The sequence below is a fragment of the Clostridium tetanomorphum genome, from assembly GCF_017873215.1.
Taxonomy (GTDB): Bacteria; Bacillota; Clostridia; order Clostridiales; family Clostridiaceae; genus Clostridium_AO; species Clostridium_AO tetanomorphum.
On record NZ_JAGGKA010000004.1, the window covers coordinates 168,370 to 194,013 of the forward strand.

Here is a 25,644-nt window from a genome sequence, read left to right on the forward strand (position 1 = left end):
TAGTTCTATTTACTATACTAGAAATAAGTAAACAAATGGTGTTGCTAAAAGCAATGATAAAATAATTCTCTCCACCCATACAATTATAATATCTTTAATGTTAATATTGATGTCTGTTGATAAAATACAAGGAATGGAAGCGGAGAAAAAAAGTATTTCAGAAACACAAACTATAGCTACAACTCCTTTAACAGCTGCAGAAGCAGAAGAAACTATGCTGGCTGGAAGAAACATTTCCGCAAGGCTTATTGCCAAGCCCTTGGCTAATAAGGTAGATTCACTACCAAATCCTAAAAGCTTTGTAAATGGAAGAAAGATATATCCCATAATATCAAATACAGGAGTAAATTCAGCTAGTACAAGACCAAAAAATCCAATGGACATAAGTGTAGGGCCTATAGAAAGAGCAAGACCTATGCCATCTTTGAAGTTTTTTATAATTCCTTCCATTACACCAGGAGCCATGTCACAAGCTTTAAGACCTTCTTCTAAAGCAGTAGAAAATAATTTTCCTTTTTCAGCTTTAGGCTCAGGTATAACTGTCATATCATTGTAACCCTTATCTGATTTTTTTGATAAAGGATAAATTCTAGTAGTTAATGCTGTTACAATAAAAGTTATGATAAGAGTACCCCAAAAATATAAATTCCATTTTCCAAGTAAGCCTAATGTCTTAGCTACAACAACCATGAAAGTTGCAGAAACTGTGGAAAATCCAGTTGCTATAATACACGCTTCTTTGGTGGAATAATAGCCTTCCTTATATACTCTATTGGTAATAAGTAGTCCTACGGAATAACTACCTACAAAAGATGCTACTGCATCTACAGCGGAACGACCAGGAGTCTTCCATATAGGACGCATAACAGGCTGCATAAAAACACCAATAAACTCCATAAGACCATAATTTATTAAAAAGGCTAAAAATACTGCTCCCACAGGAACAAGCATTGTTACAGGAATAACTACTTTATTAAAAACAAAAGGTAGCATTCCTGGAGTTTGTATTCTTGCAGGACCTAGTTTAAACACTGCTATAAAATATACAAAGATACCTAAAACTTTAAAAATTGAAAAGACTGTAGTCACACCATCTTTATTCCAGGTTTTTTTAATAAATGGCAATATTGCGCCAAGAATAATTATTAGTCCTGCATAAACTATACCGAAATTAGGGATTTGACGAATAAATGTAACGATGTGGTCAATTGGTATGGATTTTGATTTACCAATTGTTATTGGTATAAAGAACATAAAGATTCCTAAAAGGTTTAAGAAAATAAATTTAGGTACAGTATAAGGTTTTCTTGTGTTCTTGTTCATAGATAATCTTGTGTTACTGTTCATGGATAACCCCCCCTAAATTAATTTATTTTTTGTGAATATTATGAACATTGACAATAAGAATTGAATAGTAAAATGTACCCTAATTTAATTTTATAGCAATGGGTTTTTTTTGTCTATTAGTTTTCAGAAAAATGAAACTATTATGTTTGCTGTATAATCTATTTTTATAGGCCTATTATGTTCTACTAGAAAATCCGCTAATTCATATATGTATTTTTCTAATATATTCTTTTCATTATTTTTATTATTCAATTCTTTATCTAATAAGTTTCTTATTTGATCATACTTAAAAATATTATTTTGAATATATTTAGGAGCTCTATATTTATTAATTATGGTTTTAGGATTTGCAATTATAACTGCTGATTTTATAGGAAGGGTTTTTATTAATCTACCACGACTATTTTTTATAATTCTAATAAAATCACCATCACCTGTAATTTCTATATCTCCATTTAATTTTTTAGTTTCGAGTATATAAATAAACTTACTAGATATTATAATAAAATCAAATTGAGCAGAATAGTTATCATATTCTAATCTAATATAATGCAGGCAAACAATAGGTAGAAAAGAGTTTTTAAGTTCATAATAAACATTTTCTTCTCCTTTTAATCCTTGTCTTAAGAAAGCTATATCTCTGTCTATAATATTCTTTTTATTTGAAGTAACTTTACTTGAAAGCTCTAATAAATCTTTTAATTGGTCATTTTCTTTTTGAAAGCTTTTTAGGAAAATAGGACTTGTAAGAGTTCTTTTACCATTAACCAATCTATAAATGGCGTTTTCTAAAAATGGCATTACAAATCTCCTTTCATTATAAAAAGTAGTGCATATATTCTTATTATAAACTAAAATGGATAAAAAAATTGTAAACATTGTATTTTAGGTAAAATGAAGGGATTACATATAAGCAGTTTTATGGTGTAATGCAAAGGAATAGGAATTTGCCAAAATGATAAAATCCTTCTGTTATATAAATAATCATAATAATGTAACTAAAAGAAGGATTTCTAATATATTACAAGAATTAATGAATTGTAACAAATTTTAAAATAAGGCTAAGAAAGATTTAATAAGATATTTATGGAATAGGATTGGCAGGTGTAAATAGCAAAATATGAATAATACGATTAAGACTCTAAATAGTGATATATGTTCTAAAGGAATAGAAACTGAAATACTACCTGTTAGTAATGAAGTTGATTCAAAAAAATAACAACTTTATTAACTTATTTGAACACAAGCGGGGGGAACATCTATGGTAAAGATTATGAATATAGGTAAAGAAGTTAAGGGAGAAATAGGCGTACTAAATTTATTCGGTGATGATAATATATTATTTTTAGAAGAAGATGAGCCTTATGAGCTACATTTTCACAGTGAGAATATAGGTATTGTTAAATTTAATTATAAAACCAAAAAAACAGATAGGTTTAAATTTGACAAACCTATTAACTTATTTTCATGTATTAATTCAACTGAAGTAATGTATTATTCAAATATCGATAAATTCAACTCTAAATATGGTGTTAACATATACAAAATGGATTGTAATAATTTAAAAAGTTGTTGCATTAGCCAATTTAATACTGAATTTGAATCTGACAACGAAGCTCATTTTGATAACTTATCATTAAATAGCAGATTAATTGGTCTTAATGATAGATATGTTATGTTTTTACTTCCACGCATTCAATTTGGTGAACCATTCTTCCATAAAGCCTTGTTAATTGATTCAGTTGAAAAGAGGGTTTATAAAATACCTGATTCAATTGGATGTATAGATACTATTTTGAGAGACAATCAGGTATTTGCTTCCTCAAAAGGTGAATATATTATAGTTAAAACAGGAAGAATTGGAGATTTTGAAAAAAGACAAATTTGGAAGCAACAGAAACAAAAAGACGAGTTTACGGAATATCATGATAGCTTAGAAGGCTTGGTTATATGTAAAGTAAGTGAATTTGCTGATAATGTAAAACATGGCATACCAATAGACAAAGATAAGATTGTTCAGACCTGTGATTTGCATGAAGGGTTAAGAATTATTGGAAATTATGAAGATAAAATTATTTACTCAATCCAATCATTTGGCAAGGGTACAACAGATATAAAGATTTATGATGTTGAATCTCATAGCATAAAAACCATTACAGTAGAAGGTTTTTATGATGATATAAAGTATTCAAATGGAAAGCTTTATGGGTTTATGAGAAACAATGAAGTTGCTGATATATATGACATTATTACCAAGGATAAACTATTCAGTTCCAAAGAATGGATTGTTCATATTGATGAGGAAAAGTGTATTACATCTAATGAGGAATTTATAGACCATAAATTTAAGCGCATAGTAAAAATTTATAACCTTAATGATAAAAATAAGATAGATAGGTACGAATTTAATTCCTGTTATTTTGATTATGAGAGAAATACATTGATAGTTCTTTAGTAGCAAATATAAGTTTCTAAGTTGTTGACTTATCTAAGGTTGAGGATAAATGGTTTTGTGAATAAGCCAATATATTTTAATAAGAATTTGATATGTATAGGTATAAGAAAATTATTTTTGATAGCCTAGAAAAACATCATCAGTATTTTCTAAAATGTTAGATTTTATTATTTTCGTGATTTTAAGCATTGAAGTTTTTACTTTAAGTACTTCTTTTAAAATATAGATAAGCATATAGATTATAAGTGCTGTATATATTTGAATTTTAATGCTATTCTTATTGTAATCTATACATTGCTTAATCCTTAGGTTTTGCCTTATCCATTTGAAAAATGTTTCTATCTTCCATCTAACTCGGTACAATAAAAATATATCTTCAGGTGTCATATCAAATATATTTGTTAAAACTCTAAATTCTTCTTCATTTTCATCGATAACTGTGAAACACTTGGAATATTTAAAAGAATCATCTTTGTATTGGAATAACATCCAATATGAGGATACATTTGTTCTCTGGGAAAAATACATCAAACTTGACACTAATATACAAAATTATTAAAATAAAGGAATAATATTAATATTAATGTAAAAAATACATATATATTGTCAATTGTATTAATATTGACATGCAATAAAGCAAATGAGTATATAGGAGAATATGGATGGATTTTCAGTTAGACATTGGTGAATTAACTAATACAATAAATGAATATGAAAATTTCATAAAGATACTATCAGAGCAAAAAGAAAATATTAATAAAGCAGTTAAAGAACTTACTGATTTAGGATGGTCAGGTGAAGCAAAAGATAAATTTTTAGAAAATCATATTAAAAAGCAGGAATTCTATACAAAGCTAGAAGAAGATATAAAATATATGAAAAGTGCTTTAGAAAATGATGAAAAACCAAAAGCAGTTCAATTAAAAAAGCGTAGCGAGGATTTTGAAAACTGTATAAAAAGAAGTGGAGGAGCAGCCCTTACAAGTGATGATTCAGGAGTTATTTCACTTCAATATGGAGGACAATTTCCAATAAATAATAATGTTAATGAATGTACAAACGATTATTATAGAAGAATGAATTCTAAATTTGAAGAAATATTAAATTTAGCAAATAGCTTAAGTTTTACATCATTTTCTATTGAAGGAGATGTTGAAAATGCAGAGAATTCACTAAGAAATCAAACAATGAGTTTAACGGACTTTGATAATTCATTTAATGTATATTGTAGTGACGTAAGAGATATGGAAGACAATATATGTTCTGTATTTTCAAAAATATCAGGAATAACTGAAGGAATATCTAAATTTAGAGATGTTTCTATTATTTCAGAAAATGGACAAGTAGATAAAAATGAAGTAAGACAATTAATGTTAAAAAATCCAGGAGAATTAACAGCAGAAGAAAAGCAAATACTAGAATATGCAAAAATTGTTTTAGGAGAAGATGAATATAAGAAAATAAAAGAAACTGTATTTACATATGAAGAAGCAGGGAAATACATTAAATGCAATGTTTTAGGAATTGATGTAGGATTTAAGACATATTTTGCAAATGAGATATCTAATTTGCCTAAGCAAATAGTTTATAAAAAAGATGGATATACTTATATTTACGATTTAATACAATGTCCTCCACCTACATTTTATGGGGTAGAACTTCCTAATGATGATATAGTAACAAAAGATGGTGGAGTGATTAGCAATAAATTATATGGTTATAAACTTGTTTATACTAATGAACCAGTGGTATTAACAGGGATTGTTTCTGTTTCATCTATAGAAGGGGTTACTGAAGTTGAATCAATTGTATCTAAAAATGCATTAGAGCATATTTTTCATGGAAATATTAATGGAAAAGGATTACCTTCTGGATATCACAAACCAAGTATTATGTCAAAAGCTACAATATCTAATATTAGTAGTTCAGATAAATTTGGAGTTTATAAGGGGATGGTTGAAATGAATGGGAAAACAAAATTTTCAACATTTTTCCCTGATAGTTGGAACAGAGTAAATATTATAAATTCAATAAAAGAAGTTCATGAGGGGATACAATTTAATAAAGCAGGATGGTATACGGGGAAGACTAGTTCTGGAATGCCTATAAAAATGTGGTTGAATGAGAAAGGGCTAGTAGATACTGCATTCCCAGTTTATTCAAAATAAATAGAAAGGAGTAAAATATATGAAATATATGTTTTCAATTGAGAAAAGTAATTATGGATATAATAGGATTATCCTTCCACAAGAAATTAAATTGATAGAGTATGTTTTCGAAGATATGGAGTCATTTGGAGAGCCAATCTTCAAAGAATTTATTGAGAGAGTAATTAATAGAGTTAGTAATAATGAGGAGGTATCAGGTAATATTTGCAGTCTTGAAATAAATAGAGATTTTACAAATATTATTGTTGATTTTGTACCAAGTGAAATGTCAAATAAATGTAAAATAGAAACTGATGAATTATTGTCATTAATGCAAGTGTGGATAATTATAAATAAATCACAGTTATAATTAAATTGCATAATTATTATTCTATAGTAAGCATACGAGGAAAGATAAAAGTAATGTTAGGATGGTAGTAATGGTTAAAAATCGTTACTACCATTAATTTTTATGGTTATAGTTTTAACTCTAATCTATTATTTCAGAAAATGGACAAGTAGATAAAAATGAAGTAAGACAATTAATGTTAAAAAATCCAGGAGAATTAACAGCAGAAGAAAATCAAATACTAGAATATGCAAAAATTGTTTTAGGAGAAGATGAATATAAGAAAATAAAAGAAACTATATTTACATATGAAGATGCACGGAAATACATTAAATGTAATGTTTTAGGAATTGATGTAGGATTTAAGACATATTTTCCAAATGAGATATCTAATTTGCCTAAGCAAATAGTTTATCTGATGACTACCCACTCTAATACTCCCATCTTTTTCAAAGTGGGAGTAAAGAGTGGCTATGTCCCTGGATAACGAGTTCTAAGGAGTAAAACTCCTAAGAACTCTGTTTATAAAAAAGAGGGATATACTTATATTTACAATTTAATAGAATGTCCTCCACCTACATTTAATGGAATAGAAATTCCTATTGATGATATAGTAATAAAAGATGATGAAGTGATTAGCAATAAATTATATGGTTATAAACTTGTTAATACTAATGAGCCAGTAGTATTAACAGGGACTGTTTCTGTTTCGCCTATAAAGTGGAAAGGCAAAGCTAAAATTATTAAAGGTAGAGGTAGTGCGACTAAGGGGGTAAGACAACCTGTTTCAGTAAATGCAAATGAAATCAGATTTAGCCAAAGTTCAGTTAATGGTGCAGATGAAATAATTAGTAGTATGAAAGCAAATGATTGGAAAGGTGACCCGATTGATGTTGTTAAAATGAGTGATGGTAAGCTAACTACAATAGATAATACAAGGGTAGTTGCAGCAAGAGAGGCAGGAATAGATGCACAAGCAATTATTCATGATGCTAACGAACTTTTACCAGAAAATTTAATTGATAGATTTACAACTAAAAAAGGTGTTCCTAAGACATGGGGAGAGGCGATTGAATTAAGAATTGGGAAGCAAAAAGCATAATTTAGGAATAGTAATCCACTTGGAGCAGATACTATGGAAAGGATAGGTAAATAATTATGAACGTAGAAGTTTTAGAAGATAGACTAGGAATTGATGGGTTTCAATATCCAGATTCATTTATTAAAGCTATAGAATTAAATTTATTAGACTTTGATTTGTGGTATATAATGGATGAGGAAAGAGTGTTAAATAGGTTAAAAGGAATTACAGAAAGATATCCAAATAGAAAGCTAATACCTTTTGCTAGACGAGATGACAATGATGATATAGCATGCTTTGAAGTAGGCAAAGGTGAGAAAGTCCAAGTAATACATGATTTTGCATCAGAAGGTTATGAGCAAAGAAAAGAATACAATGATTTTTGGGCTTGGTTAGAAGATGCCATTAATGAAATGATTGAATTCAATAGAGAATAAAAAAGGAGATGAGTCTTATTAATTATTTACAATTAAGTAAGGAGATATCATACGCCCTAAGACATGCTCCTTGGGAGTATGAATTGGAACTAGATGAGAATGGATGGGTTAGTGTAGAACAATTATTGATTGTTTTAAAAGAAAATAGTAAATGGGAAAGTGTAACCATAGGAGATTTAGAGCATATAATCGAGAATTCTGATAAGAAGAGACATGAGTTAGTTGATGGAAAAATTAGAGCTTTATATGGACATTCTGTACCGATGAGGATAGTAAAAGAAAGCTCAGAACCACCAGTAATACTATTTCATGGTACTGCAAGACGTTTTTTAGAGTCAATAGAGAATAAAGGGTTATTACCAAAGGGCAGGCAATATGTTCACTTATCGAATGATACCGAAACTGCAATTCAAGTCGGTAAAAGACATGATGATAAGCCGATTATTCTTGAAATTGATGCTAAAAAGGCTTGGGCTGAAGGTGTTAAATTTTATTTAGGGAATGATAAAGTATGGTTAGCTGACAATGTACCAAGCAGATATATAAAAGTCACGTCATAAATACTAGAATATACAAAAATTGTTTTAGAAGAAGATGAATATAAGAAAATAAAAGAAACTGTATTTACATATGAAGAAGCACGGAAATACATTAAATGTAATATTCTAGGAATTCATGTAGGACTTAAGACATATTTTGCAAATGAGATATCTAATTTGCCTAAGCAAATAGTTTATCCGATGACTACCCACTCTAATACTCCCGTCTTTTTCAAAGTTGGAGTAAAGAGTGGCTATGTCCCTGGATAACGAGTTCTAAGGAGTAAAACTCCTAAGAACTCTGTTTATAAAAAAGAGGGATATACTTATATTTACAATTTAATAGAATGTCCTCCACCTACATTTAATGGAATAGAACTTCCTAATAATGATATAGTAACAAAAGATGGTGGAGTGATTAGCAATAAATTATATGGTTATAAACTTGTTTATACTAATGAACCAGTGGTATTAACAGGGATTGTTTCCGCTTCGCCTATAAAGTGGAAAGGTAAAGCTAAAATTATTAAAGGTAGAGGTAGTGTGGCTAAGGGGGCGGCTGAAGCTGAAAAAACTTTTGTTGATATGATGGAGCCTGCAGAAGCTGCTAGATATGAATCATACTGGAAACAAGGTGCTGGTTCAATTCAAAAAGTAAAAGAGAATGGAGAATTTGTATATAAAGTAATGAACGGAAAAAATATCAATACAAGGCAACGCTTATATACTGTACCAGGAGAAAGAAGTATTAAAGATATAAAAATTAATGGTAAGACTGGAGAAACGTATATAAGAGAAACTATATTTGATAAATATGGTAGAAGAATAGGTAATAATGACTATACTGACCATGGTAGACCTGATATTCCATCCCATACAAATCCCCATCATCATCCAAATCCTTATAACGAGCCAGCACAACATGGTGATGGTGTTCCAGGATTACATCCTGATACACCATAAGGGAGGTGATTAAATGACAATAGCAAATTATATATATATAGCAGTTATAAGTGGTTATTATTCTAAATCAGACTGGCAAGGGTGGGCTGATAAACAAATATTAAACAATAATGATGTTGAAGAATGGGTATATAAAATTTCATTAGCAAAAGACATAGATGAATTATGTACAGCAGTGTATGATAAAAAGATAGAAGAATGTTATTATGAGAATAATGAATTTTCACAATATGATGCTGTGGTTGGATATTATTATATGTTATATATAGAAAAAAGAATAAGTCTATATGCTTTAATTGATAGGTTAAGTGATGATGATGATATATCAGCAGAATCATCAATACATGAGCAGGAAAATTTCTATATTATTTTTGATAAAATAAATAAAGATAGCGAATTGATAAGCGACTCATTATTTATTAAAAGTATGCATGATTTATTTGAACCATTTAGAAAAATTGCAGAGGAACAAAAACAACAACTAGAATTATATTAAACTAATAGTTAGTGACTAAACTGAATACAAAATTAATTAATAACCTACTGCATAACAATTTAAATTTATATAGTACAAATAATATCAATAATAGGTTAAAAATAATTAAATGCATAATACTAATTCTGTAGTAAGTCCTCAGTGTATTGAGTGAAAAAATATACTTTAAAAACAACAAACAGCCATCAAAAAGAGGTTTTAATGCCAGTTACTATAGAAACATAGGGCATTCTGTAAAAGCTTCTTTTGATGTCTGATTCAAGCTAATAGGAAAACTCTAATGGATGCTAAAAGGTATCTGTTGGAGTTTTTCTTTTCAAGGTCTAAATTTGGATACAAGCAAGCTCGCTTACCTCTCGCAAAGGGGTCAGACCCTACCCGAAACATGTTGAAAATTAAATAATAATGTAATAGCTGAAGAAAAGGCAAGGATTAATTATAAAGGTAACAAGGATAAGTGAAAAATAAAAGCTTTAGGTGAGGAAATAATCATCTGAAGCTTTTAGCATTTTCAATACAAATGTTTTGATGTATTTATTTGATATTATAGTGTGTAACATAATTAAATAATAGGGTATAATATTAATATAAAGAAAGTATGGAATAATAAAATATAAGAGTAATTGTAAAGTTCATTTTTATCATAAATGTAAAATTATCTCATTAAGCTATAAAAGAATAAGAAAGGTGGAATAGCATTGAAGTGGAGTGAAATAAGAGAAAAATACCCCAATCAATTTGTGCTATTAAAAGCTTTAAAAAGTCATGTTGACGGAGATAAAAAAATTGTAGATGATGTTGCTTTAGTTAAAATAATTGAAAATTCCAAAGAAGCTAATGAATTACTTATTAGGAGTAAAGGAGATACCTTCGTATTTCACACATCTAAAGATAAGTTGTCTTTGACAATTGTGCAAAATCCCGTTTACAGAGGTATATATAATTATGAAAATAGTATATAAGAATGGGCTCTTGTATGTTTCTTTAGAAATAATATACAGAGGTAAGAGAAAAATAGTTGATGATATTATTATAGATACAGGGGCATCACATACAATAATTTCTCCAGATGCAGTTATAGAATTAGGGGTTGAACCTGATGGGGAAGATGAATTCGTAACTATGTATGGAATTGGTGGAGAACAGTATGCATATAGAAAAATTATTGAAGGTATAAAACTATGTGAATATGAAGTAAAGGATATAAAAGTAGATTTTGGTTTAATAGATGATTATGGGAGAATTAATGGTTTATTAGGATTAGATATATTACTAAAATTAAATGTTAATATAAATTTAAAGAACTTAACTTTAAATATGGAGTAAGTAAAAAATAAAAGCTTTGGATGAGAAAATGTTCCATCCTAAGCTTTTTACATTTATTTTATTTAATGATTTTTATTGTAGACGTGTAAAGATGACTATGTATAGTGATAATATTTTTAGAAAGTATTAAAGAAGCTTATAAATAATATTGAAAAAGTAATTCCAAAAGCCCAAGAAAATTTAAGTATTGATGAAGTACAGAAGTCGCAAAGGGGTCAGACCCCACTCTAAATACTTAGATAATTTAAAAGATTGAATACAAATGTGATTTAGTATCAAAATGTTGTACTCTAAAGCCAGAATTATATTTTTTTATAATGTTACTTAATATATTTCCGGAAATTACATGTGTTAATTTATTAAAAAATATTTTATTATTAATAATAGTCAAATATAAAGAACCTCCTTTTGTAGATTTCTCATCAAAATCTATTTAACCAAAAGAGGTTCTTTTTTTCATTATTAAATTATTTCCATTGTCAACAAGTATATATTTTTTTGATGCAACAACAGTAGCCTATTGAACACTTATTTGGGTACTAGGAATTGTGTGGAAAAGAAAATAGACTACCGCAATTTGAAACTATAGTAGATGTAGATAGATATCAAGCAAAATTTATTGATGAACATCAGAAGAACAAATTTGCATTTCAGGAAGGAATATTAAGTCTTTGCTACAAAAGGTTTAAATATCCTATAAATATACAACATTAATGGATTTTTTAAAAGAATCATCTTTGTATTGGAATGATATCCAATATGAGGATACATTTGTTCTCTAGGAAAAATACATCAAACTTAACACTAATATACAAAATTATTAAAATAAAGGAAGAACATTAATATTAATGTAAAAAATAGATATATATTGTCAATTGTATTAATATTGATATGCAATAAAGCAAATCAGTATATAGGAGAATATGGATGGATTTTCAGTTAGACATTGGTGAATTAACTAATACAATAAATGAATATGAAAATTTCATAAAGATACTATCAGAGCAAAAAGAAAATATTAATAAAGCAGTTAAAGAACTTACTGACTTAGGATGGTCAGGTGAAGCAAAAGATAAATTTTTAGAAAATCATATTAAAAAGCAGGAATTCTATACAAAGCTAGAAGAAGATATAAAATATATGAAAAGTGCTTTAGAAAATGATGAAAAACCAAAAGCAGTTCAATTAAAAAAGCGTAGCGAGGATTTTGAAAACTGTATAAAGAGGAGTGGAGGAGCAGCCCTTACAAGTGATGATATGGGAGTTATTTCACTTCAATATGGAGGACAATTTCCAATAAATAATAATGTTAATGAATGTACAAACGATTATTATAGAAGGATGAATTCTAAATTTGAAGAAATATTAAATTTAGCAAATAGCTTAAGTTTTACATCATTTTCTATTGAAGGAGATGTTGAAAATGCAGAGAATTCACTAAGAAATCAAACAATGAGTTTAACGGACTTTGATAATTCATTTAATGTATATTGTAGTGACGTAAGAGATATGGAAGACAATATATGTTCTGTATTTTCAAAAATATCAGGAATAACTGAAGGGATATCTAAATTTAGAGATGTTTCTATTATTTCAGAAAATGGACAAGTAGATAAAAATGAAGTAAGACAATTAATGTTAAAAAATCCAGGAGAATTAACAGCAGAAGAAAAGCAAATACTAGAATATGCAAAAATTGTTTTAGGAGAAGATGAATATAAGAAAATAAAAGAAACTATATTTACATATGAAGAAGCATGGAAATACATTAAATGTAATGTTTTAGGAATTGATGTAGGATTTAAGACATATTTTCCAAATGAGATATCTAATTTGCCTAAGCAAATAGTTTATCCGATGACTACCCACTCTAATACTCCCATCTTTTTCAAAGTGGGAGTAAAGAGTGGCTATGTCCCTGGATAACGAGTTCTAAGGAGTAAAACTCCTAAGAACTCTGTTTATAAAAAAGAGGGATATACTTATATTTACGATTTAATAGAATGTCCTCCACCTACATTTAATGGAATAGAACTTCCTAATGATGATATAGTAACAAAAGATGGTGGAGTGATTAGCAATAAATTATATGGTTATAAACTTGTTTATACTAATGAACCGAAAGTATTAACAGGGAATGTTTCTGTTTCGCCTATAAAGTGGAAAGGTAAAGCTAAAATTATTAAAGGTAGAGGTAGTGTGGCTAAGGGGGCGGGTAAAGCTGAACCCGATTTTGGAAAGAAATTGGATTATCTTTTTGGAAAAGCAACAGGGAATCAACACAATCTCGAGAGAACAGCTGGAATGGAAAGTGAATTAGCAAAAAAGATGGGGATTACTGATACTCCTGAGAACAGAGAATACATTATGCAGAAAATACGTGAGTCTTACTTAGATAACAGCAGTATATCTAAGGTAGAACAAATGTCTTATGTTGCGAAAGAGTTACCAGGTAAACCTACTCTAAATTGGACTGGCACAACAAGAGAGACTTTTATAATGGGACCTGATAGAGGAGCTATGTTGCAGACGCTGTGGGATGATAATGTGCTAAAAAATATCATAGTAAGAGGTGGAAAAGGAGTTAAACCACAAACAATAGAAGAAATATTATCTCAAATTAAAAAATAATAGATAGAAAGAGGCGATTATTTTTGAAAATTGCATTTGGAGAAAAAGCTATTTCATTACAAAAATTTGAAAATGAATATGAATTTTGTGAGTATTTGGAATCGTGTGATTCAAGTTTGTTACTAAGCTACAATGAAGATTATTCAGATACGTATGATACAATAACACTGCATTGTGAAGAGAAATTCTCCATTGGAATAAAGTATGATTGGCATGGATTACAACCTAATATTTTAATCCTTCCGAAAACTCAAAAGATAGTTTGTTCATTTGAGAACGAGATTGTATGTATTAATTGTGAATCAAAAGTTGTAGATTTCAGACATTCATTGAATTCACTTGTCTTTTCAATAATTCATGTAGAAGATTTGAGCCTAATTATTGTGATACATGAGTTTGGAGTATTTGTGATAAATGAAAAAGGACAGAAAATATGGGCTTGCGGTGGGACAGACATTATACAAGATTATAAGTTAGTTGATAAATGTATCAATATTCGATGTGCAGATGGATACGAGATTGCTTACTCTATAGTAGACGGGAAAGCTATTTGTTAGAAACTGGTTGAAAAAATTTAAAAAACTTACTAAAAGTAATAAAGAATAACACAAATAAGGAGAAATGTATTTTTAATGAGCAAGAGTAAGAAGGTTAAGAAAACAAAAAAAGGCAAAGTTGCAATATGAACTGAAGAACAATATGAAGAATACCTAGCAGGATTATATGGTATGGAATATATTGCAGGTTTTACTGAAGTTGGTATATCTTATGGAGTATTTAGAGAAGATTTAGAGGTATATGGTGGAAATAAATTTAATTATCCGAGAGAATTTGATGATAAAATATCATTCTAAATAAAAAAATCCCATGTTAAACAATTCAGTTATGTAAGGATTTTTGGAAAAACAAAAATAATAAATATAGTAAGGATGTAATAAAAAATGAATTATAATGAGTTTATCAAAGCGGTGGATAAAAAACTAGCTACTATGGATGAAAGAGAGAAAGAAAAATGGATACATAACTTAGCACGTACAATTCAAGAAAATGAAAGATGTAAATTTTTAAATTCTCTAAATGGTGAAAATAACTGTGGCGAGATTATTTATGATATTAAAGAAATACAAGAGTGGTGTGAAAAAATACAAAATGGAGATATTTATTTTGAATGTAGTTATTGTGAAGTATATGGTGAAAATTATTGGAGAGATTATTCCTATGAGTATTATGATACCTATGAAATAGGAAAAAAGCTAACTTTTGCATTTCAAGTAGCTGAAGACTTATTATATCAAAAAAAATATGAAAAAGCTTCAGTTTTATACAATTTGCTTATAGATATGGTATTTCAAGCATATGATAGTGACTCAGAAGAGATAATGGAATTAGGAATTGAAGAATTAGTTGATGAAAACTTGGTTTCTTTAAATTTAAAGAAAATAGTTCTTAACTTACTATATGCAAAATATCAAACTTCTAATGGAGAAGAGAGGGTACAGGCAATTTATAGTTATATCAAATTGAATATTTCAAGAGATATAAAGCTGGAAGAATTTTTTACTATAGGGACAGAAGAGTTAGTAGGAATAGGTGTATTTTTAGAAGAATGGATTGCTTTTTTGAAGTGTGAAGATGGAGACTTAGCAGGAAACTTACTTTTTGAGGCTTGTATGCTTCAAGGGGACATCGAAATGTTATGTGACACAGCTAGAGAAATGGTACAAAAGCACCCTGTTTTGTATTTAAGAGCATGTGAATACTTAATTGATGAAAGAAAAGATACTGAATGTGAAAAAATAGGATTAGAAGCGATTAGTTTACTGAATGAAGAGTTAAATATTAGAGGCAAGGTGGCAGATTTAACTGCAAAGGCTGCAAAAGAATTAGGACATACAGAAGTTGTTTGGAAATGCTATAAAGCAGCTTTTCATTCGGAATCAACACTAAACCACTATTTAAGACTTTTTGAAGCTGAAAATTATGAGAATATAACAGATATTAATACTATGAAACTAAGAATATTACCTGAAAAATCATTTATAGATTTTAATAATATTAACAATCAAATGAAAATCAATAATATTTCACTGGAACATAAAAAAATACTTCGTTTCTTTAATGGAGAATTCGATTATATTTATGAAGAATGTAAGAAAGATAAAACTTACTTAGGTTGGAGTAATAATAGTAAGGGTATATTTGTACCATTATTTATTCTATATTTAGGCCAAAGCCATAGCCTTTCTAAGGCCGGTGAAAAATTAATAGAAGGCTTAAAATGTAGGCTAAATTATTCAAATGATGATGATAAAAATTTAGTTGAACGTTTTTTTATCTGGAAGGACAAAATTAAAATAACAAGTGAACAATATGAAAAATATATTACTTGGCTACACTCAGAGGTTGACAAAAGAACTGATGCAGTTGTAGGTGGAGGTTTTAGGGGAAGCTATTACAAAGCAGCAGTACTCATATCTGCACTAGGAGAAACAATGGAATCACATGGTAATATAGGCACAAAGATAAATATTATAGAGAATTATAAAAAAATCTATTCTAAGAAGAGAGCATTTAAAGCGGAATTTGAAGTTTTGAAATAGGGAGAAAAGATCCGTGTCTTTGTGGAAGTGGTAAGAAGTACAAAAAATGTTGTGGAAAATAGTAAAGTAGTGAGAAGGTATTGTGATAGAAACATCAAAAATAAAAGAAGAATTTGAAAAGGTTGAAAGCGAAAATTATAAATTTAGAACATACTTAAAAAATCGTGCAGATATAGATGAATTAGATGAGCAATTTTTAGAATTACATAATGAATTATTTAAAAAATTATGATTGCAGTAAATGCAGAAATTGCTGCAAAGAGTATTTAGTAACATTTGAAGAAAATGAAATAGATCAAGTTTCTAAGCTACTTAAAATAACAAAGAAAGAATTTATGGATAAGTATATAGAGGAGACTATCAATGGATATGAGGTAAAAGGGAAACCATGCTGCTTTCTAACTGAAAATGGTGCTTGTGAGATTGAAAAGTGTAAATCAGAAGGATGTAGAGAGTACCCATTTACAAATAAGCCAGAAAGATTATTCAGTTTGCTTAGTATAATTGATTTTGCAAGTCTTACTAGGATATTTTAACACCATCCTTGGAATTATTAAAGGTGCTAAAACTTTGACGCTTACGTTGTAACTAGGGTATGGGGTATTTAATATACAAATCAGGATAACATTGAAGATATAAATAAAAATAATGAAGAATATATTGATAATACTGAAGTGCTTAGATATTGGAATGAAAAAAGTATTTTAAGTGAATCTATAGAGAGTTTTTTAAATAAATTTAAAGAATTTATAGATAGGGAGTTTGTAAATTATAAGGAGAATGACTTTATCTTAGATATTCATGATAAAACTTCCATAATTAAAATAATAATAAAATATACAAGGTATAAGAATATAATTTTAAGTAAAAATGCATGGGAATGGATTGAAGATGAAAATGAGTTAAATGTTCTTAAAAATTATTTATATAATAGGTTATAATAATTATATAAAGATTTGCAGAAAGTAAGTGAGAGTAGTTTGGATTTTTGGAATAATGATATAGATGATGAGGTGTGGAGTGATGTATAAGCAAGGAGATATATTACTTATACCTATTCCTTTCAGCGATTTAACATCAAGTAAGAAAAGACCTGTCCTAGTATTATCTAATTAACAGTATAATTGTAAAACAGAGGATATAGTTGTTGCAGCAATAACTTCTAATTTACAGTCAAAAGACTGCTCAATTCAATTTACAAATAATGATTTAATAGAAGGGTCGCTTAAAGTTACTTCTTGTATTAGAGTAGATAAAATATATACATTGTCTAAATATATAGTAGTTAAAAAATTTGGAAGTGTCAAAAAAGAGATAATTGATAAGGTTAAAATTCAAATCGGTGATTTATTAAAAGAAGAGATTAAATAAAGTGTTATTTATAACAAAGAACATCTATCTATAAATGGTAGGTGTTTTTGTTATTGATAAAAATGAAAAATTATATTTAATCATACAGTGTTATTGGATATAATATTATTAAAAATAATTAAAGTAAGAGGAATTAATGTGTTGCTTAATAGCAAAGAAATTTGCAGAGCTGAAGGATATGAAAACTATATTCATGAAAAATGTTGTAAAAAGAATAAGTAAAAAGCAAAGCTTCAGGTGAGAAAAGAACAAAAAAGGCTATTTAAATAGTTACTATACTTAAATCATTAATTTTAGTAACAAACCTCATTGAAAACTGAACCAAAGTAATTTGTTATTAATGAGGTTTGTTTTATGTTGCTTTGATTATGAAAGAAATACATTGATAGTTCTTTAGTAGCAACCTCACCCCATGCTTCAGAGCCATGACCAGGGTGTGAACAATAGGGGACTGATTCCTGTAAAAATACAACATATGCATAGGTAGTATAGAATGTGTTGTTGATGATAGGTTATAATGTTGTTATGGGATTAATTTTTAAGAATTTACAGAGCATGGAGGAATTAGAGCATGAAATTTTGCTGGAGTACATTAATGGTTAAAAATATGGAGGAATAAAATGAATTTTATAGCTATAGATTTTGAAACTGCAAATGAAAAAAGAAATAGTCCATGCTCAATTGGTATTGCTGTTGTAAAGGATGGACATGTTGTAGAAAGGATATATCATTTAATAAGACCCAAGGAAATGAGATTTATGCCAATTAATATTGGAATCCATGGAATAAGACCAGGTATGGTTGAGAATGAAGAAGAGTTTGATAAAGTATGGGAGAAGATTAAGCATTATTTCCATGGAAATTTAGTAATAGCTCACAATGCTTCTTTTGATATATCAGTTCTAAGGAAAACCTCAGAACTTTATGATATAGAGATACCTGATTTTAAGTATATTTGTACAATGAAACTTGCTAAAAACTTTTATAAAGGAATTGAAAATGCAAAATTAAATACAGTAAATGATTTCTTGGGATATGAGTTTAAGCACCATGATGCACTATATGATGCACTTGCCTGTAGTAACATATTGCTAAATATAGGAGAAGAATTAAAGTGTGATGATATTAATGAAATTTCTAAATTAGTAGGGGTAACTATTGGAACTGTACATAATAATGGATATAAACCATCACAGATTAAAGGAATGGTAATGAAAACATCTAATAGAATTTATGTTCATAAAAAAAGAAGTGTATTTGAAAGGTTAAAAGATGATGAGTTTAAAAATGAAGTGGTGGTGTTTACTGGAAGGTTATGCTCTATGTCAAGAGATGAAGCTATGTTATTAGTTAGAAGATTTGGAGGAACCACGGGAAGTTCTGTTACGAAAAAGACGACAATTTTAGTGACTAATATGAAAGATATAAAAGATTTGCATAGAGAAGAAATGAGTAATAAGCTTAAAAAAGCAGTGGATTTAAATGCAAAGGGACAGGGTATAAAGTTTTTAAATGAAGAGGAATTTTTAAAAACAAAGGAGCTGTCGCACTAAAATAATTAGTGTGGCAGTTTTTTACATAAAAACAAATCTCCCACTCAGAAGAGTGGAAGACTTATGGTAAAACTAATATATAAGCATATTATATTTCCATTTTTTAACATCATCAGCTATTAGTAAATCAGCCTCAGTGGTCTTTACTACTTCATCAACAGTTACATCTGGTGCCACTTCCATTAATACTAATCCTTTATCTGTAACCTTCATAACTGCTTTATCAGTAATTATAAGATCAACGCACTTTTTAGCTGATAAAGGTAATGTGCATTTCTTTAGCACCTTTGGATTACCTTTTTTATCACTATGACTTAAAGCAGCTATTACATATTTTGCTCCTGCTAAAAGGTCCATTGCACCGCCCATACCTGGTGCAAAAATTCCCGGTATATTCCAGTTTGCAATATTTCCTTCTTGATCCACTTCTAAAGCGCCTAATACAGTTATATCAACGTGTCCACCTCTTATTATTGCAAAAGATAGATCCATTTCAAATGTTGATGCTCCTGGCAATAAAGTAATTGGAGCTCCACCAGAATTAGCTAAGTCAGGATCAGCTTCACCTATGCTTGGAGTTGCACCAAACTTTAATGCACCATTTTCACATTGTAGTATTATTTCCATTCCTTCTGGCAAATAGTCTGCAGCCATGTTTGGTATACCGAATCCTAAATTAGCAACCATTCCATCTTTAAACTCTTTAGCGATTCTTCTTGCAATTATCTCTTTACTATTCATCATTTCTCCCCCTATTTCATTTTATTAGTTCCTGTCCATAAATCTTCAAAATATTCTTTTCTCTCTTTAAAAGAGTCTCCTTGAACTATTATATCTACCAATATTCCTGGTGTTCCAACACTATCAGGTGAAATTTCACCAACTTCTACAATTTCATCTACTTCAGCTATAACTAAATCAGCTGCAAGTGCCATAATTGTATTTGTTCCTTTAGTTGTTCCTCTATATACGATATTCCCAAGTTTATCAGCTTTATATCCCTTGATTAGCGCAACATCTGCCTTTATTGGTGGAAATACTAAATATTCTTTTCCATCTATAGTAAGTTTATCCCTTCCCTTTTCAATTTCAGTTCCAATACCAGTTGGAGTTATAACTGCGCCAAGTCCAGCCCCCCCAGCTCTTATACATTCTACTACAGTTCCCATAGGTATAAATTCAACTTCTAATGTACCTGCATTGTATTGTTCTTGTATTTCAGGACAAGTTCCAATATGTGACCCTACAAACTTTTTTATTTGTTTATTTGCTACAAGCTTGCCAATATCGTGAGTTTGTCCTGGGTGAGAAGATACAGGTTGAATAAGTGTAAGGTCTTTAACATTTGTCTCTGCTAATGCATCTATCATCTTTAATGGAGCACCTACTCCTAAAAAACCTGCTGTCATAATTTTCATTCCATCTTTAATATTTTCTACTGCTTCTTGTATTGTCTTAATCTTTGTCATTTCTCTATATACCTCCCAAATTTTATAATCTAACAAGGACTATTTGTTTTTAAACAACCCTCCTATTCTTAGAAATTTAATTCTTACATTATTATTATTCCTATATAATAATTATTGTTCCTATATAATTATTAGTATTATTATTTAATAATAATTATTCCTATATAATGATTATTATACCACATTTATCCAAATATTGAAAGTATATTATCTAAAGAGCTTTTTATAAGATACTCGTAAACATATAAAAGCTGCTCTAACATTAGAAAGAATGAACTCACCAAAAAAAGCTGCCACGTTAGCATATTTTTTATGCTACTGCGACAGCATCTTTTACATTTTTTTAACAACACTTTTAGAGCGTTAGTATTATATTATACAACATAATTAAACCATGGGATATTATAGTATGAGCATGAATATGAATATTATATCAGGTGGTTATTATAGATTAAAACATTAGAATTTTTATAATTTATGAATCTAAAAATCACTTGATAAATTATTATTATAAAAAATTTTAAATAGGGGTTGAAAAATATACCTTTTAGGTATACAATAAAAGTAGATGGATTGAGTATACTTTTAAGGAATATGTTTCAAAATGTGCTTTATGCAGTAAAATATATTGATTAAAGCGGAGGTGTATTTATGTTTTATAAAACTACAGAACAACATGAAAATTTGAGAGCAAAAATCAGAGAGCTGGCTGAAGAGGAAGTTAAACCTATTGCATTTATGTTGGATCAGGAAAATAAATTTCCTTGGGAAGCAGTTCATAAATTAGCTGATATGGGTATGATGGGAATACCATATGCAAAAGAATACGGTGGAGCAGGACTGGATGTAATAAGCTATGCAATTGCCGTTGAGGAGTTATCAAGAGTGGACGGAGGTACAGGTGTAATTCTTTCTGCCCACACATCTTTGGGAGCATATCCAATTGCTGCCTATGGAACAGAGGAGCAGAAGCAAAAATACTTAGTTCCACTGTCAAAGGGAGAGAAACTTGGAGCATTCGGTCTTACTGAGGAAAATGCAGGTAGTGACGCTGGTGGTACAGAGACTACTGCTGTTCTAGAAGAAGATCATTACATTTTAAATGGTGAAAAGATTTTTATCACCAATGCAGGTGAAGCTGATATTTATATTATTTTTGCAGTTACTACACCAGATATAGGTACTCGTGGTATCAGTGCCTTTATTGTGGAAAAGGGCTGGGAAGGTTTTAGCTTTGGAAAGCATTATGACAAAATGGGTATTCGTTCTTCTGCCACTGGAGAGTTGATTTTCAATAATGTAAAAGTACCTAAAGAAAATCTATTAGGTAAAGAGGGAGAAGGTTTTAAAATTGCTATGTCCACATTAGATGGTGGGCGTATTGGTATAGCATCTCAGGCTCTTGGTATTGCTCAGGGTGCTTATGAGAATGCTTTAGAGTATTCAAAGGAGAGAATTCAGTTTGGAAGACCTATTTGTCAGCAACAGATTATAGCTTTTAAGTTGGCTGACATGGCTACAAAGCTTAGAGCAGCTAGATTACTTGTTTATAGTGCTGCAGAGCTTAAGGAAAATCATGAACGCTACAGCATGGAAGCTGCTATGGCAAAACAATATGCTTCAGATGTTTGTCTTGAGATTGTCAACGACGCTCTTCAAATATTTGGTGGAAGCGGCTATATGAAAGGCATGGAAGTTGAGCGTGCTTACAGAGATGCTAAGATTTGTACAATATATGAAGGAACTAATGAAATTCAGCGTTTAGTTATATCTTCTAGCATCATAGGAAAAATGCCAAAGAACAATGCTATTGGTAGAAGTTCTAAACGTGAACCTGCTACAGGTTATCGTAAGAAAGTGATTTTCAACGAAGGAACTGCTGAAGAAAGAGTTAACGCTCTTGTAAAAGCGCTTAAAGAAGATGGCTATGATTTCACAGTTGGAATTCCTTTGGATACTCCTATTACCAAAGCTGAAAGAGTAGTCAGCGTAGGTCTAGGTATAGGGGAAAAAGAAAATATGAAGCTTATAGAAGACTTGGCAGTTCAAGCCGGTGCAGCTATAGGTTCTTCTCGTCCAGTAGCTGAAACCCTTAGATATGTACCACTAAATCGTTATGTGGGTATGTCTGGACAGAAATTTAAAGGAAATCTTTACGTTGCCTGTGGTATTTCAGGTGCAGGTCAGCATTTGAAAGGTATAAAGGATGCTTCTACAATTGTTGCTATTAATATAGATCCTAATGCTAAAATCTTTAAGAACGCAGACTATGGTATCGTTGGAGATTTAATGGAGATATTACCAATACTCACTGCTGCTTTAGATAATGGAGAAGCAAAGAAGGAGGCTCCACCAATGAAGAAGATGAAGAGAGCTGTTCCAAAGAAAGTTGCTCCAACTTGGAAATATCATGTATGTAATGGATGCGGTTATGAATATGATCCTGGCGTAGGTGATCCAGAAGGGGAAATAATGCCAGGTACATTATTTAAAGATCTACCTGAAGAATGGACTTGCCCAGCTTGTGGTGAAGAAAAGGATATGTTTATAGAAGTATAATTATAGAAGTATAATTTTTGTAAGTAAATATAATGATGTGGTTTAATGTAAAGGAGGTTAAATTTATGTATTGTGTTAGAAATATAACTGAGGATCTTTATTGGGTTGGTGGCAATGATCGTCGCCTGGCTCTCTTTGAAAACATTCATCCCATTGAAAGAGGTGTTTCCTATAACTCTTACCTACTTTTAGATGAGAAGACAGTACTTTTTGATACAGTGGACTGGTCAATTTGCCGTCAGTTCCTTGAGAATATTAAAGGGGTTTTAGGGGATAGACCTTTAGATTATATGGTAATAAATCATATGGAGCCGGATCATGCAGCTTGTATTGAAGAAATTATTCTTCGTTATCCAGATGTGAAGATTGTATGTACCGAAAAAGCTTCTTTGTTTATGAGTCAGTTCGGGTTCCAGATTTATGGTAAGGTGACAGAAGTTAAAGAAGGAGACACTATGTCCTTTGGAAAACATAACGTTGTATTTGTGTCTGCTCCAATGGTACATTGGCCAGAAGCTATGGTGACATATGATACTACTGATGGTGTGCTATTCTCCGCTGATGCTTTTGGAACTTTTGGTGCTTTAGATGGTAAGCTATTCAATGATGAGATGAACTTTGATAGAGATTGGATTGATGAAGCTAGAAGATATTATACAAACATTGTAGGCAAATATGGCCCTCATGTTCAAGCTCTTTTAAAGAAGGCAAGCACTATAGATATAAAGGTTATCTGTCCACTACATGGACCAGTATGGCGTAATGATTTTGGATACTTGTTAGATAAATATGATAAGTGGAGTCGTTACGAACCTGAAGAAAAGGGTGTAATGATTGTATATGCAACAATGTACGGAAACACTGAAGCTGCTGCCAATGACTTGGCAACAAGATTAGTTAAAAGGGGAATGACCAATGTGGTTATGTATGATGTTTCAAAAACTCATGTATCCTATTTGATTTCTGAAGCATTTAAATATAGTCATGTGGTTCTTGCTTCCGTAACTTACAACTTAAAGATTTATCCACCAATGCTAAATTATTTAATGGACATGAAGGCATTAAATCTTCAAAAACGTACCTTCGCTCTTATAGAAAATGGTTCATGGGCTCCTCAGTCTGGCAAATTGATGCGTGAACTTCTAGATGAGATGAAAGAAATGACTGTTTTAGATGATGAGATGTCAATAAGCTCCAGCATGAAAGAAGAAGATGGGGATTCAATGGATGCCCTTGCTGATAGCATTATTAAATCAATGAAATAATTAAAAAATAATGAAAAGCACATGTAGCTGATCCTGTGAATTAGGGAAAGATGCATGTGCTTTAATTTTTATGGACTTTTTAATACCAGCATTATAAGATTTGAAGTTTAGCATAATACAAATATAGTCATTAAACCTTAACATGAGATGTATTCTCAAGCAATTGAAAGTTGAGAATGGAGAGTTGAGAGTTGAGAGTGAATAAAAATTTTACTAAGGAATTTGGTATTTTTTATAAACAGAGTTCTTGGCTTCAGAAGGAGTTTTTACTCCCACTGAAGCTTTATTAACAGAATTCTTAGGAGTTTTACTCCTTAGAAGTCGTTATCCTTTAGGGGAAATCGTTATCCAGGGATGTAGCCGCTCTTTACTCCCACTTTGAAGAAAAGCAGAGAACCCAAATCTTTGATTTGGTGTGAATCGCTTTCACAGAGTGCGATGGGAGTATTAGATCGGGTAGTCATCGGATAAATGGCAGATTATTAATTTTTCCCAAGTGAATTGCAAAATAAAAGTAGGATAAAGCTAATGATGTCAGTGTTTTACATAGTATTTTCTATAGAAAATTACATTTTACAAAATCACCTGGTAAATTTTTAAACAAACCTTGAGATTTCAATAGTTTTATGCTATTGTTAATTTTAAGGAATGCTGATTTTACAGTGTTAAACCTTAACATAGGATGTATTTAAATGCCCTATTTTTTCTCCTAATTCTTGTTGTGTTAAATCGTTAAACCTTAACATAGGATGTATTTAAATATCACTTCTATTGAAGAAACTAAGAACAGTAGAGCTGTTAAACCTTAACATAGGATGTATTTAAATTATTGTATATTAGAATTGTTATATAATCTTTGTATGGTTAAACCTTAACATAGGATGTATTTAAATTGTTCAATAAATCCTTCTATTTCACCTTTTATTATGTTAAACCTTAACATGAGATGTATTTTCAAGCAATTGAAAGTTGAGAATTGAGAGTGAATAAAAATTTTACTAAGGAGTCTGCTATTTTTTATAAGTAGCAGATTATTAATTTTCCCAAGTGAATTGC

29 protein-coding genes, 1 pseudogene and 1 CRISPR repeat array are annotated in these 25,644 nt (G+C 29.9%); of the genes and pseudogenes, 25 read left to right on the top strand and 5 right to left on the bottom strand.

Annotation, left to right across the window (positions count from 1 at the left end):
* Positions 1 to 12: 12 nt before the first annotated feature.
* Together J2Z24_RS05505 and J2Z24_RS05510 are read right to left on the bottom strand one after the other, a co-directional pair.
* The gene (locus J2Z24_RS05505; RefSeq protein WP_035146694.1) at positions 13 to 1,347 is read right to left on the bottom strand and encodes a YjiH family protein; all 1,335 of its coding nucleotides are present in this window, start codon (positions 1,345 to 1,347) and stop codon (positions 13 to 15) included.
* Positions 1,348 to 1,470: 123 nt separating this feature from the next.
* Positions 1,471 to 2,148, bottom strand: coding sequence for a nuclease-related domain-containing protein (locus tag J2Z24_RS05510; protein WP_051593196.1), 678 nt, complete (start codon positions 2,146 to 2,148; stop codon positions 1,471 to 1,473).
* Positions 2,149 to 2,608: 460 nt separating this feature from the next.
* On the opposite strand from J2Z24_RS05510, the gene J2Z24_RS05515 reads away from it, so the two are divergent.
* Positions 2,609 to 3,802, top strand: coding sequence for a hypothetical protein (locus J2Z24_RS05515; protein ID WP_035146697.1), 1,194 nt, complete (start codon positions 2,609 to 2,611; stop codon positions 3,800 to 3,802).
* 111 nt (positions 3,803 to 3,913) lie between these two features.
* Here the strand turns inward: J2Z24_RS05515 and J2Z24_RS05520 are convergent, their stop codons facing one another.
* Positions 3,914 to 4,330, bottom strand: a complete 417-nt coding sequence (locus J2Z24_RS05520; protein ID WP_035146700.1) for a transposase — start codon at positions 4,328 to 4,330, stop codon at positions 3,914 to 3,916.
* Positions 4,331 to 4,464: 134 nt separating this feature from the next.
* On the opposite strand from J2Z24_RS05520, the gene J2Z24_RS21270 reads away from it, so the two are divergent.
* The 22 genes and pseudogenes from J2Z24_RS21270 (at position 4,465) to J2Z24_RS05625 (ending at position 19,295) form a co-directional block, all read left to right on the top strand.
* Entirely contained in the window at positions 4,465 to 5,970 is a 1,506-nt protein-coding gene (locus J2Z24_RS21270) for an EndoU domain-containing protein (protein WP_241392946.1), read from the top strand.
* Positions 5,971 to 5,989: 19 nt separating this feature from the next.
* On the top strand, positions 5,990 to 6,319 hold the full coding sequence (locus tag J2Z24_RS05530; protein WP_035152649.1) for a hypothetical protein: 330 nt from the start codon (positions 5,990 to 5,992) through the stop codon (positions 6,317 to 6,319).
* Between the two features lie 175 nt (positions 6,320 to 6,494).
* Positions 6,495 to 6,785 carry a hypothetical protein gene (locus tag J2Z24_RS05535; protein ID WP_146750606.1) on the top strand — a complete coding sequence of 97 codons (291 nt, stop codon included), beginning with the start codon at positions 6,495 to 6,497 and terminating at the stop codon, positions 6,783 to 6,785.
* Positions 6,786 to 6,929: 144 nt separating this feature from the next.
* The gene (locus tag J2Z24_RS05540) at positions 6,930 to 7,400 is read left to right on the top strand and encodes a hypothetical protein (protein WP_207657985.1); all 471 of its coding nucleotides are present in this window, start codon (positions 6,930 to 6,932) and stop codon (positions 7,398 to 7,400) included.
* A gap of 56 nt (positions 7,401 to 7,456) precedes the next feature.
* The gene (locus J2Z24_RS05545; protein ID WP_035152525.1) at positions 7,457 to 7,816 is read left to right on the top strand and encodes an SMI1/KNR4 family protein; all 360 of its coding nucleotides are present in this window, start codon (positions 7,457 to 7,459) and stop codon (positions 7,814 to 7,816) included.
* Positions 7,817 to 7,824: 8 nt separating this feature from the next.
* Positions 7,825 to 8,376 carry an RNA 2'-phosphotransferase gene (locus J2Z24_RS05550; protein ID WP_173702707.1) on the top strand — a complete coding sequence of 184 codons (552 nt, stop codon included), beginning with the start codon at positions 7,825 to 7,827 and terminating at the stop codon, positions 8,374 to 8,376.
* Positions 8,377 to 8,769: 393 nt separating this feature from the next.
* Complete coding sequence (locus tag J2Z24_RS05555) at positions 8,770 to 9,318, top strand: hypothetical protein (RefSeq protein ID WP_035151684.1); 549 nt, start codon at positions 8,770 to 8,772, stop codon at positions 9,316 to 9,318.
* A gap of 13 nt (positions 9,319 to 9,331) precedes the next feature.
* Positions 9,332 to 9,814: a hypothetical protein gene (locus J2Z24_RS05560; RefSeq protein WP_035151687.1), complete on the top strand. Its 483-nt coding sequence runs from the start codon at positions 9,332 to 9,334 to the stop codon at positions 9,812 to 9,814.
* Positions 9,815 to 10,512: 698 nt separating this feature from the next.
* Positions 10,513 to 10,776: a hypothetical protein gene (locus J2Z24_RS05565; RefSeq protein ID WP_035151691.1), complete on the top strand. Its 264-nt coding sequence runs from the start codon at positions 10,513 to 10,515 to the stop codon at positions 10,774 to 10,776.
* Positions 10,760 to 11,140: a retropepsin-like aspartic protease gene (locus tag J2Z24_RS05570; protein WP_035151694.1), complete on the top strand. Its 381-nt coding sequence runs from the start codon at positions 10,760 to 10,762 to the stop codon at positions 11,138 to 11,140. Before J2Z24_RS05565 ends, J2Z24_RS05570 begins: the two co-directional genes overlap by 17 nt.
* Before the next feature lie 546 nt (positions 11,141 to 11,686).
* Positions 11,687 to 11,854 (top strand): hypothetical protein, encoded by a 168-nt coding sequence (locus tag J2Z24_RS05575; protein WP_156950272.1) that lies wholly within the window; start codon positions 11,687 to 11,689, stop codon positions 11,852 to 11,854.
* A 213-nt stretch (positions 11,855 to 12,067) separates the two neighbouring features.
* Positions 12,068 to 13,066 (top strand): hypothetical protein, encoded by a 999-nt coding sequence (locus tag J2Z24_RS05580; protein ID WP_111947735.1) that lies wholly within the window; start codon positions 12,068 to 12,070, stop codon positions 13,064 to 13,066.
* A gap of 144 nt (positions 13,067 to 13,210) precedes the next feature.
* Positions 13,211 to 13,771 (top strand): hypothetical protein, encoded by a 561-nt coding sequence (locus J2Z24_RS05585; RefSeq protein WP_111947736.1) that lies wholly within the window; start codon positions 13,211 to 13,213, stop codon positions 13,769 to 13,771.
* 95 nt (positions 13,772 to 13,866) lie between these two features.
* The gene (locus J2Z24_RS05590; RefSeq protein ID WP_146750607.1) at positions 13,867 to 14,328 is read left to right on the top strand and encodes a hypothetical protein; all 462 of its coding nucleotides are present in this window, start codon (positions 13,867 to 13,869) and stop codon (positions 14,326 to 14,328) included.
* Between the two features lie 171 nt (positions 14,329 to 14,499).
* Complete coding sequence (locus J2Z24_RS21595; protein WP_276512140.1) at positions 14,500 to 14,625, top strand: hypothetical protein; 126 nt, start codon at positions 14,500 to 14,502, stop codon at positions 14,623 to 14,625.
* 87 nt (positions 14,626 to 14,712) lie between these two features.
* Complete coding sequence (locus tag J2Z24_RS05595) at positions 14,713 to 16,371, top strand: hypothetical protein (protein WP_035151879.1); 1,659 nt, start codon at positions 14,713 to 14,715, stop codon at positions 16,369 to 16,371.
* Complete coding sequence (locus J2Z24_RS21895; RefSeq protein ID WP_206538624.1) at positions 16,368 to 16,433, top strand: SEC-C metal-binding domain-containing protein; 66 nt, start codon at positions 16,368 to 16,370, stop codon at positions 16,431 to 16,433. Before J2Z24_RS05595 ends, J2Z24_RS21895 begins: the two co-directional genes overlap by 4 nt.
* A 20-nt stretch (positions 16,434 to 16,453) precedes the next feature.
* Positions 16,454 to 16,603, top strand: coding sequence for a hypothetical protein (locus J2Z24_RS05605; RefSeq protein ID WP_156950274.1), 150 nt, complete (start codon positions 16,454 to 16,456; stop codon positions 16,601 to 16,603).
* On the top strand, positions 16,581 to 16,907 hold the full coding sequence (locus J2Z24_RS05610; protein ID WP_051593430.1) for a YkgJ family cysteine cluster protein: 327 nt from the start codon (positions 16,581 to 16,583) through the stop codon (positions 16,905 to 16,907). The genes J2Z24_RS05605 and J2Z24_RS05610 overlap by 23 nt, the downstream gene beginning before the upstream one ends.
* Before the next feature lie 138 nt (positions 16,908 to 17,045).
* Positions 17,046 to 17,312, top strand: a complete 267-nt coding sequence (locus J2Z24_RS05615) for a hypothetical protein (RefSeq protein ID WP_035151877.1) — start codon at positions 17,046 to 17,048, stop codon at positions 17,310 to 17,312.
* Positions 17,313 to 17,505: 193 nt separating this feature from the next.
* Positions 17,506 to 17,742 (top strand): annotated as a pseudogene (locus tag J2Z24_RS21275) (type II toxin-antitoxin system PemK/MazF family toxin); the annotation flags it as partial.
* Between the two features lie 620 nt (positions 17,743 to 18,362).
* Complete coding sequence (locus J2Z24_RS05625; protein ID WP_035151875.1) at positions 18,363 to 19,295, top strand: exonuclease domain-containing protein; 933 nt, start codon at positions 18,363 to 18,365, stop codon at positions 19,293 to 19,295.
* Positions 19,296 to 19,367: 72 nt separating this feature from the next.
* Here the strand turns inward: J2Z24_RS05625 and J2Z24_RS05630 are convergent, their stop codons facing one another.
* Together J2Z24_RS05630 and J2Z24_RS05635 are read right to left on the bottom strand one after the other, a co-directional pair.
* Positions 19,368 to 20,036: a 3-oxoacid CoA-transferase subunit B gene (locus J2Z24_RS05630; protein WP_035151874.1), complete on the bottom strand. Its 669-nt coding sequence runs from the start codon at positions 20,034 to 20,036 to the stop codon at positions 19,368 to 19,370.
* Between the two features lie 11 nt (positions 20,037 to 20,047).
* The gene (locus J2Z24_RS05635) at positions 20,048 to 20,764 is read right to left on the bottom strand and encodes a CoA transferase subunit A (RefSeq protein ID WP_035151890.1); all 717 of its coding nucleotides are present in this window, start codon (positions 20,762 to 20,764) and stop codon (positions 20,048 to 20,050) included.
* Positions 20,765 to 21,415: 651 nt separating this feature from the next.
* Here J2Z24_RS05635 and J2Z24_RS05640 point away from each other — a divergent pair.
* Both J2Z24_RS05640 and J2Z24_RS05645 read left to right on the top strand, forming a co-directional pair.
* Positions 21,416 to 23,323, top strand: coding sequence for an acyl-CoA dehydrogenase family protein (locus J2Z24_RS05640; RefSeq protein ID WP_085059172.1), 1,908 nt, complete (start codon positions 21,416 to 21,418; stop codon positions 23,321 to 23,323).
* Between the two features lie 65 nt (positions 23,324 to 23,388).
* Entirely contained in the window at positions 23,389 to 24,588 is a 1,200-nt protein-coding gene (locus J2Z24_RS05645; RefSeq protein ID WP_035151872.1) for an FprA family A-type flavoprotein, read from the top strand.
* Between the two features lie 664 nt (positions 24,589 to 25,252).
* A CRISPR array of direct repeats spans positions 25,253 to 25,547; the repeat unit is 30 nt; unit sequence GTTAAACCTTAACATAGGATGTATTTAAAT.
* The last annotated feature ends 97 nt before the right edge of the window (positions 25,548 to 25,644 follow it).